This window comes from Micromonospora sp. WMMD714, from assembly GCF_029581315.1.
GTDB lineage: Bacteria > Actinomycetota > Actinomycetes > Mycobacteriales > Micromonosporaceae > Micromonospora > Micromonospora rifamycinica.
In genome coordinates this window covers 4,988,052-5,003,786 of record NZ_CP120744.1, presented here as the reverse complement: position 1 = coordinate 5,003,786, position 15,735 = coordinate 4,988,052, and the positions used below count along the sequence as shown (strand labels likewise).

The following is a 15,735-nucleotide window of genomic DNA, read 5'->3' as shown; positions in this document are numbered from 1 at the left end:
CCCGGTCAGGGGGTGGGGAGCCGCCGCAGCCAGGCCCGCTGCCAGGGGGTCTCCACGGCCTTCGGGTGGTAGTGGTCGCGCACCCAGCGCACCGCCTGCCGGGCCGGCAGCCCGTCGAGGACCGCCAGGGCGGCCAGGGCGGTGCCGGTCCGGCCGATCCCGCCCCGGCAGGCGACCTCCACCCGCCGGCCGTCGTGCGCGCCGCGCAGCGCCTCGCCCAGGGCGTCCAGGGCGTCCGCGCGGTCCAGCGGCAGCCAGAAGTCCGGCCACCGGATGCGCCGGTACGGCCAGTCGGGGGTCGGCCCCGGCGCCAGGATCAGAGCGAAGTCGGCGGGCGACACCACGTCGGCGACCCGCCGGCCGCGAACGGTCACGCCACTGGGCAACGTCACCACACCGGGAGAGCTGGACCAGTCCACACCGGTCATTCTGCCCGGTACGCACACAGCGCGCCGCCCCCGACCCGGGTGGGTCGGGGGCGGCGCGTGTCGACGTGCGGGTCGCCTCTCGGCGCGTGGCGCAACGCGGCTCCAGCCGGACGGAACTCCGCGAGGGCGGTTCAGATGAGGCCCGGGGACACCGAACACATCGACACCCTGCACAACGCCGGACCCCGCGGGCTCCTTCCCCGCGCCGCGGTGACCCCGGTCACCCTCCCCGCCCGCCGACCACCGGTCCGGCGCGGTGGCCGCCGCCGAGCTGGGGATGGAGTGGGCGGTCGGTCACCCTCCCGGCCCGCCGGACACCGGTCCGGCCGGTGCCGACCCGCCGACGGCCGGCACCCCGGGTGGGGGTGCCGGCCGTCGGTGTCGTGCGGGTGGTCGTGTGCGGTCAGCTGTTCCAGTGGTCGGTGACGAGGTCGGCGGCCTGCTGTTCCCACTGGGCGTAGTGGTCGGGGTAGGCGGAGACCTGGACGGTCTGGGCGGCCTTGGTCAGGGGCATGTCCTGCCAGCCGTCGACCTGCTTGAGGCCCTTGAGGAACGCGGTGGTGGCGTACTCGGGGTCGGTGATCTGCTCGACGGTGCCCCAGCCGGAGGAGGGGCGTTGCTGGAACAGGCCCTGGGAGTCGTGGTCGTTGCGGTCGCCGAGGTGGCCGAGGTTCTCCAGCTTCGACTCCTGCAGGGCGGTGGCGATGGACACCACGGCGGCGCGTTCGTCCATGCCCGCCTTCTTCGTGGCGGCGATGATGGCCTTGACGTTGGCGGTCTGCTCGTCGTCGAGGTCGATGCGGGACTGCTCGCCCTGCACACCGTGCGGGATCAGCTTGTCCTTGTCCACGGCCGGCTTGTCGGCTTGGACGGTGGTGGTGACGCCGGTGGTGGGGGTGGTGGCGTGGGCGTGGGTGGCGGGGCCGGCGAGGATGCCGCCGGTGAAGGCGAGGCCGGCGATGCCGAGGGCGGTCTTACGCAGGATGGTGGTGTTCATGGGGGGCTCCTTCGGGGGTCGACACCCTGGCTCCCGGCCGGCGAGGGTCGGGGGTGCGCCTGTCCCGGGGGACTGGCGCGGCGGGTGTAGGCACCACGTCGGGCGCTCATGCGGGGGTGGGGTGCGGGGGTGCGGCGGGGCCTGCCCCTGGGGGCGGCCACTCGTGCCGAGTCAGGTGTAACGACCGCCGGCCCCGGGTCATTCCACCGGGGGCGACGGGACCTGCCGGGCGGGGGTGGGATCTGCCGGGCGGGATGCTGCTGCGGTCGTACGCAGGGTGTAACGCCGTCGGCCCGGCCGGGATTCCGGCCCGGGGATGCCGCCGGTCACGGCGAGCCGGTCATAACCCACCATATCCGGCATCCGGCGCAGGATCCCCCGGGGCACACCGCCCGTCGGACCACCGCAGGGGTCACCGGGCGATCCGGGACTCGACCTTCGCCGCGCAGGCGGTCACCACCGACCGGGCGTCCAGCCCCAGGCTCTCGATGGCGATCAGGGCGGTGAAGACCACGTCGGCCAACTCGGCGGCCACCTCCTCGTGGCTGTGCGTCACGCCCTTGCGGGGGTTCTGGCCGAGGACGCCGATCCACGCCCCGGCCGCCTCGCCGGCCTCCTCGCTGAGCTTGAGGATCCGGCAGGTCAGCTCGGTCCGGTCGGTGCCGTTGGCGGCGTCCAGCCAGGCACGGGCCGCACGGGCCGCGTTCCAGATCACCTCGTCCATCCGCCCAGTCAACCGGACACGGGTGCCCGCCGGCCCCAGCGGGGCCGGCGGGCACCTTCGCGTACCGGAGTGATCCGGGTCAGCGGGTCATGCCGAACCGGTGGCGACGCCGCCACCCGAAGGCGGTGAGCATCAGCACGACACCGGCACCGACCAGCCCGCCGCCGACCTTCAGCGGCGTGCTCAGGTTGTCACCGGTGACCGGCAGGTGCGGGTGCTTCTTCTTCGGCAGCACGGTGATCGTCGTGCTGGCCGTGCGACCCGAGGTACGCCCGGTCGCGGTGAAGGTGAGCCGCCCGACGTCGCTCGGCCGGTAGCTCACGGTGAAGTTGCCGTTCGCGTCGGTCTGCGCCGTGAAGTGCCGCGGCGCGGGCTGCGGCTGAGAATAGTCCACCTTCACCATCGCGACGGTGGTGCCGTCGCTGCGTCGGGCCGGCGCCTGCCCCGGCACGGCCGCGGCGAGGGGCGCCACGGTGACGTCGATGTCGACGATCTCGTTCGGCCCGAAGCCGGTGCCGGTGAGCACCACGGTCTCGCCGAGGAAGATGGTCGTCGGGTTGGCCGTCAGCGAGGGCGTGACGGGTGGGTACGGTGGCGGCTGCGGCGTGCTGTCGGCGGGTGGCTGCGGCTGAGCAGCCCCCGCGGCGGTCGGCACGGCCACGATGGCCAGACCGACCGTCAGCGCCATGAGAATGCGGGATAGCCGCATGATGGTCTCCTCCTACTGTTTGCAGCTAGGTGCGGGAACTACTTGGGTGGTCCATGGGGTGGCGGTCGGTGTGTGCCAGATGTCAGGGGTTCCGGCGGTGTTCCTGCTGGTCAGCAGGTCCACGTCGAGGGTTCGGGTGGCGTTGGGCGCGACGTCGACGGTCGCGATGACGACCTGCCGGCGTCGTTCGGTCCCGCTGCCCAGCGAGGTCGGTTTCCCGTCCAGCCGGGCGCCGAGGACCGTGCCGCCGGCCGGGCTGTAGATGGACACCAGGGTCCGGGCGGTGTACGGGTCGTCGGCCTTGGCCAGACCGAGCACCGACTTGCTGAGCCCGCTGTCGGGGGCCGAGGAGTGCAGGGTGAAGCGCAACCGGAGTTGCCGCCGCCCCTCGTCGGCGCAGTCACCCATGGTGAGGGTGGCCGCCGGCCGCAGGTAGTAGCCGAGCTTGGCGCCGCTGCCGTCGTTGAGGAAGACCCCGACGGTCGGTGCGGCCTCCTGTTCGGGAAGCACGCCGGCGAGCCGGGTGTCGTGGAACGTCCGCTGCTCCTCAGATCGGGCACTCCAGAACAATATCCGCCGTTCAGTGATGGAGCGGTCTAAAGCCGACAAAAGCCCTCTAGGGTTGACCTTCTTGGTGAGGAAGGCGTCGAAGACCGCGGACGCCGAGGCGGCGAAGAAGGCGTCCTGTCCGCTGTCGTCCCGCCCCTGGTAGGCATCACTGAGCAGGGTGCGGACCACCTGACTGCTGACCAGGGTGGCGTCGCCCGGCACCCGCACCGGGCCGGTGGCCTGGAGCAGGTACGAGAGCATCACCGGGTCGACGGCCAGCACCCCGTCGACGGTCTCGCCGCTGTGCCGTCGGTACATCTCCCGGTAGAGCTTCGCGGCGGTCGGGAAGTGCGGTGTGAGGTTGACGTCGGCGGGATAGATGCCGGGCAGGTCGGTGTAGATGCGGCGCACCTCCTCGGCCACCGGCAGGGCCGGGGTGAAACGACCGAACTGGGCGCTGGTGCCCTGCTCCCGCAGCCGGATCCGCCCGTCGTCGGCATGGATCACCGCGTACGCGCCGAACATGCCGCCGGTGGCCCGCAGCTCGGCGAGGTTCTGCGAGAGCAGCAGGTAGCTGCGCGGTCCGTCCGCCCCGAGCAGGGCGGGCAGCACCCGGGCACCCCGTTGCGCCGCGCCGGTCAGGCCGGCCAGCCGGTCGATCTCGGTGCGCAGTTCGCCCAGCGCGGTGCGGAGCTGGCTGACCAGATCCTCGGCGGGTACCGCGTCGAGATCGACCCGGGACCTGCGGACGGCGGCGTCCGCCTCCGTCAGGCCCGCCGAGGCGGCCTGCAACCGGGCCAGGTCGAGCCGCCCCTCGGTCGGCACCAGGGTGGCCAGGTCGGTACGGAGCAGGACCGGGAAGGCGTTCCGGGCGAGGTCGTCGATGGCGACCGCGATGCTCCGTACCGCCGCCACGTCGTCCCCGGCGTACGGGGCGTGCCGGGCGACCCACCAGCCGGGGTCGCCGGTGGCGGCCCGCGCCGCGCCGGCCTGCTCCTGCAACGCCGCCAGCGTGCGCTGGGCGCGGTCCAGGTCGCCGGCCAGCACCTGGGTGCTCAGCTCCCGGGCCAGCCCGGCCGCGTTGACCAGGTGCGCCCGCGCCTGCCAGCCACGGAACCCCACCCATCCCGCAGCGCCGAGCAGCACGGCCGTGACGACCAGGCCGACCAGCAGGACGCGACGGACCCGCCGCCGGGTCCGCCGGCGCAGCCGGCGTCGACCACGTCGTGACCCATGGCTCTCTGCCACGCCACACTCCGCTCCTACTTCGGGGGAAATGACCGTTCATGAGGTTTCTAGCACGAATGTCGGTGCTCTAGATTGATAACAGGTTCTTTGCCGCTTTAAGTCGGTTTACCGGGCACGATCCGGCCGGCCGGCGGTCGCCGCGACGTGGGTCAGCAGCGTCTCGATCCGGTCCACCCCGGCCCTCAGCGACATCTCCCGCAGGTACGTCTCCCGCCCCCGCCGGCCCATCTCCGCCCGCGCCGGTGGCGGGATCGTGGTGGCCAGCCAGAACCGGTCGGCCAGCGCGGCCCAGTCCTCCGGCGGGCAGGAGAGCCCGGCCCGGGCCCGCTCCACCAGCGCCGCGGTGTCACCCCCGGCCGAGGCCACCAGCGGCGCGGCGCAGGCCAGCGCGGACTGCACCTTGCTCGGCACCGTCCCGTGCAGCTCCGGAAGGTCACGCAGGGCCACCAGCTGGTAGTCGGCGGCGGCGTACAGCTCGGGCATGTCGGTCGGCGAGCGCCGCTCCAGGAAACGGACGTTGCCGGCCCCCAGCTCCGCGGCGAGCCCCCGGACCCGCCGCTCCTGCGCCCCGGATCCGACCAGCACCAGATCCATCCGGTCGTCGAGCGCCGCCGCCGCGCGGACCGCGGTCTCCAGCCCCTGGCGTACGCCGATCGTCCCGGCGTGCATGACCACGCAGCGGGCGTCCCGGCGCACCAGCTCCCAGGCGGTCCGGCCGGGGCGCACCGGTTGGAAGATCCGCTCGTCGGTCCAGTTGAGTACGGTGTGCACCCGCTCACCGGCGACCCCGTCGGCGAGCACCAGGTCCCGCATGGAAGGTGCGGTGACCGCCACCGCGTCGGCGGCGCGCAGCACCCGGCGCATCGTGGTGGCGACCCGGCCCTGCCCCTCCTCCCCGGCGGCCCCCTCCCCGGTCCAGAGGTCCTGCACGTGCAGGACCGTCGGCACCCGGCCGAGCAGCCGCAGCAACCCGGCCGTGGCGAAGGTGGTGGCGGGGAGCTGGAAGACGTACAGCACGTCGACGTCGGCCAGGTAGCGCCGTCCCACCAGGGCGGCGCTGCCCGCGAAGGAGAGATAGCCGGCCATCCGGGCGGCGGGCGAGGCGTCCCCACCGGCGTACCGCGGCACCCGGCGCACGGTCAACCGCTCGCTGCGGGTCAGGTGCCGCCAGCGCTGCCGCCAGCCCGGGTAGACGTGACCACCGGGATAGTCCGGGAACCCGGTCAGCACCCGGACCTCGTGCCCCCGACGGGCCAGCTCCTCGGCCAGGCTGCCGGGGATGAAGGCCGGTTCCGGCGGGAAGTGGTAGGACAGGATCCCGATCCTCATCGCCACCCGCTCCCCCGCCCCGCCGCCGACGCCCCACCCCACCGGGCGGTGGACCGGACGTCGGCGACGGAAACCGCGACGGCACTCACTGGGACAGCCGGGTGAGTTCCTGCGTCCGGTCCTCGACGGGGTGCAGGTCCTGGTCGCCGCGGTGGGCGGCGGCGCGGTCCGCCGGGACGGACGGCGTGGTGGTGGCCACCCGGTACGCCTCGTACTGGTAGGCGTCGACCCGGGCCACCTTGGCCATGTTGAGCACACAGCCGAGCAGCCGCACCGACACCGAGTGCAGGGAGCGGGCCGCCGCGGCGACCTGCGCCCGCGAGGTGCGGCCCTGCTGGGTGACCAGCAACGCGCCGTCGGCCTGCACGGCCACCACCACGCCGTCGGTGACGGCCAGCAGCGGCGCGGTGTCGATGACCACGATGTCGGCGGACTCGCGGAGCGCCAGCAGCAGATCCGCCATCGCCTTCGCGCCGAGCAGCTCGCTGGGGTTCGGCGGGGTCGACCCGCTGGGCAACACCAGCAGGGACTTGTCGCCCCAGCGCTGCACCACGTCACCGACCTGGACGTCGCCGACGAGCACGTCGGTCAGGCCGATCCCGCCGTCGATGCCGAGGTAGTCGGCGACCTTCGGGCGACGCAGGTCGGCGTCGACGAGCAGCACCCGCCAGCCCGCCTCGGCCAGGGCGATCGCCAGGTTGCAGGAGAGCGTGGTCTTCCCCTCGCCCTGCAACGCGCTGGTCACCGCGATCACCCGGGCCGGTTCGTGCACGTCCACGAACCGCAGGTTGGTCCGCAGCTTGCGGACCGCCTCCGCGCGGGCGGAGGTCGACGCCTCGCCGACGATCAACGGCTTCGCCTTGGCGGCCACGTCGAACGGGATGTCGCCGAGCAGCGGGCTACCGGTGGCCCGTTGCAGTCCGGCGGCGTCCCGCAGCCGGACGTCGACCATGCCGCGCAGCACCGCCAGGGCCGCGCCGAGCAGCAGCCCGACCAGCACCCCGAGGGCGATGTTGCGGTTCGGCTGCGGGGCGACCGGGCTGGCGCTGACCCGGGGGCCACCGACCACCTCGAGCCGGGTGGGGCCGGCCTTGCCGTCCGAGGTGGTCTCGATCTTCTGGACCAGCTCGACGAACTTCGCCGACAGGACCTCCGTCGTCTTCAGGGCGCGGGCCTGGTCGGTGTCGGTGACGTTGGCGCGCAGCAGCACGGTGCCGGTCTCGGTCGAGGTGGCCACCCGGTGCTGGATGTCGTCGGCGGTGAGACCGAGGGAGTTGTCGGCGACCATGGCCTGCGCCAGGCGGTCGCTGCGCAGCAGGTCGGCGTAGGACTTCACGCGCTGCTGGAGGAAGAGTTCGCCCTGGTAGGCGTTGGTGACGCCCTGGCTGGGGGCGGTGACGAAGAAGGTCACGGACGCCATGTACCGCGGCGGCGTACGGACCGTGACCAGGGCCGCGGCACCGACCGTGAGCATCAGGGTGACCAGGACGATCCACCAGTGTCGGCGGACCAGGCGCAGGCAGGTACGGACGTCCATCACGCCCTCCGTTCCGGCGGCGGAACGGCTAGCCGGTGAAAAAGCACGAAGTCTCCCTAGGTTCTGATAAGCACATGAGAGTATCTAAACCCTGCAAGTAGCCTGTTAAGCGGCAAACGCAATGTATACGATCGAAACCTCGTGCTCACGGTGAATCATCTCAATAACGGGACAAAACGTAGAGGACGCCCATGGATCACACCGACCCCCTCACCGACTCCACCACCCGACGCGACTGGGTCACCCGGCGTGCGAAGACCCTGTCCTTGCTAACGCTCGACACCGCCTCCTGGTGCGCGGGTTTCCTGGTCGCGTCCTGGGCCCGGTACGAATTCGGCATCACGCCGCGCCAGTGCGCGTCGGCCCTCGGCGCCGCCGGAGTCTGCGCCGTCGTCCACGCGGCGCTCGAACAGGTCCGCTTCACCGCCCGGGGTCGGCACCCGGTCGGCAGCGTCGGTGACGCACGCGACCTGGGTGGGATCGTGCTGATGACCGCTGTGGTCGCCCTGGCCGCGCTGCTGCCGATGACCGACCGACCGGTCCCGGCCAGCGTCCCGGTCCTCGGCGCGGCCGTCGCGCTGCTGGCGATGGGCGGCGGCCGGGTCTTCTACCGGTGGCGCCGCGACCGGGACGCCCGACCGGCCCGCTCGGCCGACCGGACGCTCATCTACGGGGTGGACGCGGCCAGCGAACGCCTGATCCGGGTGCTGCTCGGCGACCCCGCCAGCGGCTACCTGCCGGTCGGCCTGCTCGACGACGACCCGGAGCGGCAGGGGCTACGGGTGGCCGGGCTACGGGTGCTCGGCGGCCGCAACGAGCTGACCCAGGCGGTCCGGCGTACCCGGGCCAGCACGGTGATCTTCTCGATCAACGGCTCGGACGCCGCGCTGATGCGGGACGTCCGCAGCCGCACCCTCCAGTCGGGTGCGGCGTTCAAGGTGCTGCCTCCTGTCCGGGAGCTGCTGGACCGCCCGGTCACCGCCGACGCCGTCCGCGACCTGCAACTCACCGACCTGCTCGGACGCGCCCAGCGGGTCGCCGAACTGACCGTGGAGCGCAGCGGCCTGGCCGGACGCCGGGTGCTGGTCACCGGGGCCGGTGGGTCGATCGGCTCGGAGCTGTGCCGGCAGATCGCCCGCTGCGACCCGGGAGAGCTGATGATGCTGGACCGGGACGAGTCCGCCCTGCACGCCCTGCAGATGTCCCTGCACGGCCGGGCCCTGCTGGACGGCCCGGAGCTGATCCTCGCCGACATCCGCGACGCCGACGCCATCACCCGGATCATCGCCGAGCGGCAGCCCGACATCGTCTTCCACGCCGCCGCCCTCAAGCACCTCACCCTGCTGCAACGGCACCCGGGCGAGGCGATCAAGACGAACATCCAGGGCACCGTGAACGTGCTGGAGGCGTGCCGTGACGTCGCCGAGTTCGTGAACATCTCCACCGACAAGGCGGCCAACCCGATCAGCGTGCTCGGCTACTCCAAGCGGATCACCGAGCGGCTGACCGCGCACTACGCCGACCGGTACGACGGCGCGTTCCTCAGCGTCCGGTTCGGCAACGTGCTCAGCAGCCGGGGTTCGGTGCTCACCGCCTTCCAGGCCCAGGTCCGGGCCGGGCTCCCGATCACCGTGACCCACCCGGACGTGACCCGGTACTTCATGACCCTCCAGGAGGCGGTGCACCTGGTCCTCCAGGCCGCCGTCGTCGGCCGGGGCGGCGAGGCGCTGGTGCTGGACATGGGCGAGCCGGTACGGATCGCCGAGGTGGCCCAGCGCCTGGCCGCCGAAGCGCCGAAGCCACCCGAGATCGTCTTCACCGGCCTGCGACCCGGGGAGAAGCTGCACGAGGACCTGTTCGGCGTCGACGAGATCGACAGCCGCCCGCTGCACCCGCTCATCTCCCACGTCCGGGTGCCCCCGCTGGCCCCCGCGGAACTGGCCGGACTCGACCCGTACGGGGAGCCGGAGGAGCTGGTCAAGCGGCTGGCGGCATGCTGCGACCGCAGCCGTGCCCGGCTCGACGACGCCGCCCGGCCCGACGACGCCGCCCGGCTCTCGGCGCTGCCGGCGCCGCGCTGACCGGGCGTCCGCCCGGCACCCCGTGCGCGGGTGCCGGGCGGACGCTGGTCACCGGCCGCGCCGCGGCGCGGGATCCCGCCCGTCCGGCTCCGTCTCCTGCAGTGCCTCGGCGACCGGCTCGGTCAGGTCGTCCCCCGGCACCGCCACCGCCTCGGCCCGGTCCTGCTCGTCGGGGCGGGCGTCCGCCGGGGTCTGCGGGGCGGTCGCCCCGCCCGCGAAGCCGTACTCGTTCGGCTCGTCGTGTCGCCGCATAGCGGGATCCTTCCCGTCACGTCCGGTTCGTGCCCTGCTCGCCCCGGTGGGGGCCTGGTTGTCTTACCCCCCGCCGGGGGTCGGTAGTCGGCGGCGGGGACGGTCACCGCGGATCGCCGGTGCCCCCGGCCGCCCCGGCATGGAGCTGCCGTCGCTCGTGGCTGATCTCCCGGCGGAGCACGACGTTCAGCGCGGTCCGGATGGTGGCGATCGCCGCCAGCTGACCGAGCTGGGCGAAGCTCGGCGACACCGCGGTACGCAGGATGTCCGCCGCGAGCTGGAACTCCAGGCCGAGGGTCAGGAACCGGCCGAGGGAGAGCCGGATCGGGGTGAACACGGCGGCGCTGCGGTGCCTGAGCCCTTCGACCACACACCGCAGCGCCGCCCAGAGCGCACCGGCGACGATGGTCCCCGCGCCGAGCGCCTCCACCACCCCCACCGCTACCAGGTCACCGTGCCGCAGCAGCTCGTCCAGCCTCACCGCGGGGCGTTACCCGCCCCCGGACCCGCTAGTCGGTGCTCAGGACAGTTCCCGCACCGCCTCCAGGATCAGCCACAGACCGCAGACGGCGAAGAGCACCGCGGCGCCGTACCGGATGGTCCGCTCCGGCAGGTGCCGGCCGAGCAGCCGGCCGACCAGGATGGCCAGCGCGTCGGCGGCCACCATGCCCAGCGTCGAGCCGAGCCAGGTGCCGAACCAGCCGTACTTGGTGGCCAGGGTGATCGTCGCGAGCATCGTCTTGTCGCCCAGCTCGGCCAGGAAGAACGCCACGCCCACGGCGAAGACGGCCGACTTGCCGGTCTTCTCCGCCTTGCGCTTCTCCTCCTCGGTGAGCTTGTCCCCGCGCAGCGTCCAGACCCCGAAGCCGAGGAACGCCAGACCGGCGACCAGGGAGATCCACCCGGTCGGCAACGCGGCGTTCAGGCCCACCCCGATCGCCACCGAGGCCAGGTGCACGATCGCGGTGGCGACGGTGATGCCGATCAGCACCGGGACCGTCCGGAACCGGGTGGCGAACGTGAGCGCCATCAGCTGGGACTTGTCCCCCAGCTCGGCGACGAAGATGACGCCGAAGCTGACCACCAGCGCGACGAGAAAACCGTCCATGAGAACCTTCCCGATCAGGCCGGGAAGAGGTATGGGGCGCCCTCGACCCGGCTGCGACAGCCTGAGTCGAAGGTCTCGCCCGCCCCATCCGGGGATGGGGCCGCGTGGCCGGGTGCGGAACGCACCAGTGTGTCGACCACGACATTGGGGGCTACTCCCCTTCGCGCCCGCCAGCCTAGCCGACCGGCCCGCCGCCCCGGGGCCGGGGTGCGCGGCGTCACCCCGACCCGCCGGCGGGCCGGGTGCGCGGCGTCACCCCCACCCACCGGCGGGCCGGTCGGGTGACGCCCACCGGCCGGCGTGGCTCAACAGGCCCGCGCCAACGTCACCCCGAACAGGCCGTCGGGGTCGGTCCAGAACTCCGCCGGCACGAAGCCGGCCGCCGTCAGCTCGGCCCCGATCCCCTCCGGCCGGAACTTCGCCGACACCTCGGTAAGCAGCTCCTCACCCTCGGCGAAGTCGACACTCAGCCCGAGCGCCGCGATCCGCACCCGCATCGCACGGCTGGCCCGCAGCCGCATCTCGATCCACTCCCGGGCCGGATCCCAGACCGCCACGTGGGCGAACGCCGCCGGGTCGAAGTCGGCGGCCAGCTCCCGGTTGACCACCCGGAGCACGTTGCGGTTGAACTCGGCGGTGACCCCGGCCGCGTCGTCGTAGGCCGGCACGAGCACCGCCGGGTCCTTGACCAGGTCGGTGCCGACGAGCAGGTGGTCGTCCGGCTCCAGGGCCGCGCGCATCGCCGCCAGGAAGCCGGCCCGCTCGGCCGGCAGCAGGTTGCCGATGGTGCCACCCAGGAAGGCCACCAACCGCCGGCCGCCGGTCGGCAACCGGTCCAGCTGCCGGGTGAAGTCACCGACGATGCCGCGTACCCGCAACGCCGGGTAGTCGGCGGCGATCTGCGCGGTGGACTGCCGCAGCGCGCTCACCGACACGTCCAGCGGCACGAAGGTGCCCAGCCCGCCCTGCCGGGTGAACGCGTCCAGCAGCAGCCGGGTCTTCTCCGACGAACCGGAGCCCAGCTCGATCAGCGTCTTCGCCCCGGTCGACGCCGCGACGTCGGCCGCCCGGGCGGCGAGCACCGCCCGTTCCGCCCGGGTCGGGTAGTACTCCGGCAGCCGGGTGATCTCCTCGAACAACTCGCTGCCCCGGGCGTCGTAGAACCACTTCGGTGGCAGCCACTTCGGATCGGCGGTCAGCCCGTCCCGCACATCGGACCGCAGTGCCCGGTCGAGGTCCCGCTCCTCCAGGTAGATCTCCAGCGGTTCCGCGCTCATCAGTTCCCCTCTCCTGCGCCGACATCGTCCCGTTCCGCCCGGTCATTCCATTGCGCCGGGGCGCGCCCGGTCACCTTCGAGCGCCGAGGCGTGCCCGGTCACCCCAGTGCGCCGAGGCGCACGCCGTCCGGCCCGGCCCGCACCCACCGCCCGTCCGGCACTTCCCGCCATTCCGGCGCGTCGTCCACCGGCTCGGAGGCCAGCAGCACCGCCCCGGAGGTGACCCGCACCGACAACGCGTGGTCCCACACGCTCGCCACCACCGACACCCCGTCGGTGAGCAGCAGGTTCAACCGGGAACCCGGTGCCGCGGCGGCCACCTCCCGTACCGTCGCGGTGACCGCCTCGTCCATCGACGCACCGGCCCGCAGCCGGTGCCGGACCAGCGCCCACAGCAGCGCCGAGTCGGTCGGCGCGTCGAGGGTGAGCAGGTCCCGCACCGGCAGTGCACCGGCCGGCCCGAGCACCGAGTCCGGCCAGCCGCGCACCACCCCGTTGTGGCTGAACAGCCACCGCCCCTCGGCGAAGGGCGCCGCGGCGCTCTCCTGCACCGGCATGCCGGCCGTGCCGGAGCGCACCGCCGCCAGCACCGCGCCGGCGGTGGTCACCGCGGCCAGCTCGGGCAGGGTCGGATCGGACCAGATCGGGCCCGCCCGCCGGTACCGCACCGGGGTCGCGGTGCCGGGATACCAACCGACGCCGAAGCCGTCCGCGTTGACCGTCCCGCCGCCCCGCATGTCCCGCGGCGCCCAGGACTGCCGCACCAGCGAGTGCGGCGGGTCGTAGAGCAGCGCCCGCAGGGTCACCGCAGGTCCGAGGTACGCCAGGTGCCGGCACATCAGGCGACACCGCCGGTCACCCGTGGGCCTCCTCGGGCCGGGCGTCACGGGCGCAGCGGAAGCCGCTGAAGATCTGCCGCCGGATCGGGTGGTCCCAGTTGCGGAAGGTGCCCCGGCAGGCCGCCCGGTCGGTGCCGAACGACCCGCCGCGCAACACCCGGTAGTCCCCGCCGAAGAACACCTCGGAGTACTCCCGGTAGGGGAAGACGGCGAACCCGGGGTGGCCGTGGAAGCCGCTGGCCGTCCACTCCCAGACGTCGCCGACGAGCTGGTGCACGCCGAGCGGCGACGCCCCCGCCGGGTACGCCCCGACCGGCGCCGGCCACAGGTGCCGCTGCCCCAGGTTGGCGTGCTCGGCGGTCGGCTCGTCGTCGCCCCACGGCCAGCGGCGGGACCGGCCGGTCGCCGGATCCCAGCGGGCCGCCTTCTCCCACTCCGCCTCGGTGGGCAGCCGTTTGCCGGCCCAGCTCGCGTACGCCTGCGCCTCGTGCCAGCAGACGTGCACCACCGGCTCGTCGTCGCGGACCGGCGCCCACCGGCCGAACCGCTGGTAGGCCCAGCCGTCGCCGTCACGTCGCCAGTGCATCGGCGCGGTCAGTCCGGCCCCGGTGCGGTGCCGCCAGCCGGCCGCGCTCCACCAGCGCGGATCGTCGTACCCGCCGTCGGCGATGAACTCCCGGTACGCCCCGTTCGTCACCGGCGCCGCGTCGATGACGTACGCGGGCAGCTCGACGGTGTGGGCGGGCCGTTCGTTGTCCAACGCCCACGGGTCGGTCGAGGTGCCCATGGTGAACCGTCCCGCCGGCACCAGCACCTCGGCGGCGACCCGTGCCCGCGGCTCGGGGGGCGGTGGCGCGTCGAGCACCGGCGGGCCGGCCCGGAGCTGGTGGGTGGCGAGCATAATCTCGTCGTGCTGCTGCTCGTGCTGCACGATCATGCCGAAGACGAACCCGTCGGCAACCAGCGCCCGGTCGGTGAACCGGATCCCCTCCAGCAGGTCGTGGACCTTGTCCCGGACGGTCGCCACGTACGCCCGCGCCTCGGCCGGGGGCAGCAGCGGCAGCGCCGGCCGGTCCTTGCGGGGCTGCTTGAAGGCGTCGTACAGGTCGTCGATGTCCTGGCGGACGGGCGTCCGCCCACCCACGTCGCGGACCAGCCAGAGCTCCTCCTGGTTGCCCACGTGGGCGAGGTCCCAGACCAGCGGGGACATCAGGGTGGAGTGCTGGCGGACCAGGTCGTTGTCGTCGACGGCGGTGGTGAGCGCGTCGGTACGGGCCCGGGTGCGGGCCAGTTCGGCGGCGATCCGGCTGCGCAGCGACTCGGCCTCGGTGCCCGGCTGCTCGGTGGTGGTCACCGGTTCCCCCTCTCCGCGGCGGCGATCCGTCGCCGGATCCCGCGGTCGATCTCGTCGTGGGTCTGGGCCGGCAGGTCCAGTGCCGGCAGGTTCCGCCGGGCCAGGTCGAGCAGGGCAGCGGCGGCCGTGGCCAGCGGTGGATCGGCCAGGGCGTGCCGTGCCGCGCGGTGCCAGCGGTCGGCCACCGGGGTGGCGATCTCCCGGGCGGCCCGGACCGTCCGGTCGTCGTGCAGCAGCGCGGTCAGCACGGCCAGCGGGATCGTCCAGTCCCGGCCCGGCTGGGCGTCGAGGTAGCGGACCTCCAGGTAGCCGCGCGGACGCACCGGCGGGAAGAGCGTGCTGACGTGGTAGTCCAGGTCGTCGGTGGTGGGTGGGAACGGCAGCGCTCCGGCGATCCAGTCGGCGAAGGTGACCCCCGGTGGCGGCGTCCAGTCCGGGCCGGCGTGCCGCAGGCAGAGCAGCGGAGCGGCGAGGACGTACTCGGTCCAGGCGGCCACCGGATCCCGGTCCGGCTGGTGCGCCGACCAGACCGGCCCGGTGCGGGCCGGGTCGATGTCCAGCCAGGCGGCCATCCGGGCCGAGGCCCAGCCGGTGGGTCGGCCGGCGTGCCGGTCGGCGGTGGCGAACGCCGCCACCAGCGGCGGTCCCATCGCGTGCACCGCCGCCCAGCGGTCGGGCAGCCCGGCCGGCTCCCCGACGTCGAGGCAGACCTGGAGACCGGCGGTGCTGTACATCATGGTCTGCCCGGCCGGGCCGCGGCGGTCGAACACGCAACGCATGGCGCGGTAGCGCGGGGTGTCGACCACCGGGCGCGGGTTCCGCCACGGGTCGATGCCGCTGCGCCCGAGCACCAGCCCGGCCCGGCCGAGCAGGGCGTCGAGTTCGTCGATGTCGGCCTGGGTCGCCGAGACCAGCGCGGCGACCGAGGTTCGCGGCGCGGTGGACACCTCCACCTGGCCACCGGGCTCGACGGTCACGGTACTGCCGTGCCGGAGGGGGCGGGCCGGGCTGGTGTCGTCGAGGGTGGGTGGGCTGTGCGGCCCGAGTGCCGCCCGTAGCCGCGCCCGGTCCAGTGGCCGGGCGGGGTCGGCGGCGTCGTGGACGGTCCATTCCAGTTCGACGCCGGTGAGGGTCGGCGGCCCGGTCTTGAAGCAGATCCGGGCGAGATGTCCGGCGGCGCCGGACACCTCGCCGAGCACGATCGACCGGTCCAGCTCCGGCGATGTCACCACGGTGCGACCCCCTCCCGACAGGGGATCCGACCCCACCGGCCGGCCGGGCAGGCCGGCGGTGGAGACCGCCC

General features: G+C 73.7%; 15 protein-coding genes. 1 reads left to right on the top strand and 14 read right to left on the bottom strand.

The features are described 5' to 3' along the window. Window positions 1-5: 5 nt before the first annotated feature. The 7 genes from O7625_RS21315 to O7625_RS21285 all read right to left on the bottom strand — a co-directional run bounded on the left by O7625_RS21315 (window position 6) and on the right by O7625_RS21285 (window position 7,521). Window positions 6-428, bottom strand: coding sequence for a protein phosphatase (locus O7625_RS21315; RefSeq protein WP_282340929.1), 423 nt, complete (start codon window positions 426-428; stop codon window positions 6-8). A gap of 403 nt (window positions 429-831) precedes the next feature. Further along, window positions 832-1,425: a hypothetical protein gene (locus O7625_RS21310; protein ID WP_282340927.1), complete on the bottom strand. Its 594-nt coding sequence runs from the start codon at window positions 1,423-1,425 to the stop codon at window positions 832-834. A gap of 412 nt (window positions 1,426-1,837) precedes the next feature. Then, entirely contained in the window at window positions 1,838-2,149 is a 312-nt protein-coding gene (locus O7625_RS21305) for a MazG-like family protein (RefSeq protein WP_282340925.1), read from the bottom strand. Window positions 2,150-2,228: 79 nt separating this feature from the next. Further along, entirely contained in the window at window positions 2,229-2,858 is a 630-nt protein-coding gene (locus O7625_RS21300; protein WP_067310349.1) for a hypothetical protein, read from the bottom strand. A gap of 12 nt (window positions 2,859-2,870) precedes the next feature. Continuing rightward, window positions 2,871-4,655, bottom strand: coding sequence for a DUF4012 domain-containing protein (locus O7625_RS21295; protein WP_282340923.1), 1,785 nt, complete (start codon window positions 4,653-4,655; stop codon window positions 2,871-2,873). Window positions 4,656-4,760: 105 nt separating this feature from the next. After that, complete coding sequence (locus O7625_RS21290) at window positions 4,761-5,984, bottom strand: glycosyltransferase family 4 protein (RefSeq protein ID WP_282340922.1); 1,224 nt, start codon at window positions 5,982-5,984, stop codon at window positions 4,761-4,763. Between the two features lie 85 nt (window positions 5,985-6,069). After that, window positions 6,070-7,521 carry a polysaccharide biosynthesis tyrosine autokinase gene (locus tag O7625_RS21285; protein WP_282340921.1) on the bottom strand — a complete coding sequence of 484 codons (1,452 nt, stop codon included), beginning with the start codon at window positions 7,519-7,521 and terminating at the stop codon, window positions 6,070-6,072. A 191-nt stretch (window positions 7,522-7,712) separates the two neighbouring features. On the opposite strand from O7625_RS21285, the gene O7625_RS21280 reads away from it, so the two are divergent. Next, window positions 7,713-9,602: a nucleoside-diphosphate sugar epimerase/dehydratase gene (locus tag O7625_RS21280; protein ID WP_282340920.1), complete on the top strand. Its 1,890-nt coding sequence runs from the start codon at window positions 7,713-7,715 to the stop codon at window positions 9,600-9,602. 48 nt (window positions 9,603-9,650) lie between these two features. On the opposite strand, the gene O7625_RS21275 is transcribed toward O7625_RS21280, so the two are convergent. From O7625_RS21275 to egtA, 7 genes are all read right to left on the bottom strand, one after another. Further along, complete coding sequence (locus tag O7625_RS21275) at window positions 9,651-9,854, bottom strand: hypothetical protein (RefSeq protein ID WP_067310354.1); 204 nt, start codon at window positions 9,852-9,854, stop codon at window positions 9,651-9,653. A 103-nt stretch (window positions 9,855-9,957) separates the two neighbouring features. Then, on the bottom strand, window positions 9,958-10,335 hold the full coding sequence (locus tag O7625_RS21270) for a DUF1622 domain-containing protein (RefSeq protein WP_282340918.1): 378 nt from the start codon (window positions 10,333-10,335) through the stop codon (window positions 9,958-9,960). Between the two features lie 39 nt (window positions 10,336-10,374). Next, window positions 10,375-10,962 (bottom strand): TMEM165/GDT1 family protein, encoded by a 588-nt coding sequence (locus O7625_RS21265; RefSeq protein WP_089003911.1) that lies wholly within the window; start codon window positions 10,960-10,962, stop codon window positions 10,375-10,377. Between the two features lie 305 nt (window positions 10,963-11,267). Continuing rightward, complete coding sequence (egtD, locus tag O7625_RS21260; protein WP_282340917.1) at window positions 11,268-12,239, bottom strand: L-histidine N(alpha)-methyltransferase; 972 nt, start codon at window positions 12,237-12,239, stop codon at window positions 11,268-11,270. Between the two features lie 98 nt (window positions 12,240-12,337). Then, window positions 12,338-13,078: an ergothioneine biosynthesis protein EgtC gene (gene egtC / locus O7625_RS21255; RefSeq protein WP_067310367.1), complete on the bottom strand. Its 741-nt coding sequence runs from the start codon at window positions 13,076-13,078 to the stop codon at window positions 12,338-12,340. Between the two features lie 16 nt (window positions 13,079-13,094). Continuing rightward, window positions 13,095-14,432 carry an ergothioneine biosynthesis protein EgtB gene (gene egtB, locus O7625_RS21250; protein WP_282340916.1) on the bottom strand — a complete coding sequence of 446 codons (1,338 nt, stop codon included), beginning with the start codon at window positions 14,430-14,432 and terminating at the stop codon, window positions 13,095-13,097. Continuing rightward, a complete protein-coding gene (egtA, locus tag O7625_RS21245) occupies window positions 14,429-15,664 on the bottom strand; it encodes an ergothioneine biosynthesis glutamate--cysteine ligase EgtA (RefSeq protein WP_067310373.1) in 1,236 nt (411 codons plus the stop codon). The genes egtB and egtA overlap by 4 nt, the downstream gene beginning before the upstream one ends. Window positions 15,665-15,735: the final 71 nt, after the last annotated feature.

Bases quoted from the DNA above. Each gene is read 5' to 3' on its own strand.
- O7625_RS21315 (WP_282340929.1), bottom strand. From the start codon at position 428: ATGACCGGTGTGGACTGGTCCAGCTCTCCCGGTGTGGTGACGTTGCCC.
- O7625_RS21310 (WP_282340927.1), bottom strand. From the start codon at position 1,425: ATGAACACCACCATCCTGCGTAAGACCGCCCTCGGCATCGCCGGCCTC.
- O7625_RS21305 (WP_282340925.1), bottom strand. From the start codon at position 2,149: ATGGACGAGGTGATCTGGAACGCGGCCCGTGCGGCCCGTGCCTGGCTG.
- O7625_RS21300 (WP_067310349.1), bottom strand. From the start codon at position 2,858: ATGCGGCTATCCCGCATTCTCATGGCGCTGACGGTCGGTCTGGCCATC.
- O7625_RS21290 (WP_282340922.1), bottom strand. From the start codon at position 5,984: ATGAGGATCGGGATCCTGTCCTACCACTTCCCGCCGGAACCGGCCTTC.
- O7625_RS21285 (WP_282340921.1), bottom strand. From the start codon at position 7,521: ATGGACGTCCGTACCTGCCTGCGCCTGGTCCGCCGACACTGGTGGATC.
- O7625_RS21280 (WP_282340920.1), top strand. From the start codon at position 7,713: ATGGATCACACCGACCCCCTCACCGACTCCACCACCCGACGCGACTGG.
- O7625_RS21275 (WP_067310354.1), bottom strand. From the start codon at position 9,854: ATGCGGCGACACGACGAGCCGAACGAGTACGGCTTCGCGGGCGGGGCG.
- O7625_RS21265 (WP_089003911.1), bottom strand. From the start codon at position 10,962: ATGGACGGTTTTCTCGTCGCGCTGGTGGTCAGCTTCGGCGTCATCTTC.
- egtD (WP_282340917.1), bottom strand. From the start codon at position 12,239: ATGAGCGCGGAACCGCTGGAGATCTACCTGGAGGAGCGGGACCTCGAC.
- egtC (WP_067310367.1), bottom strand. From the start codon at position 13,078: ATGTGCCGGCACCTGGCGTACCTCGGACCTGCGGTGACCCTGCGGGCG.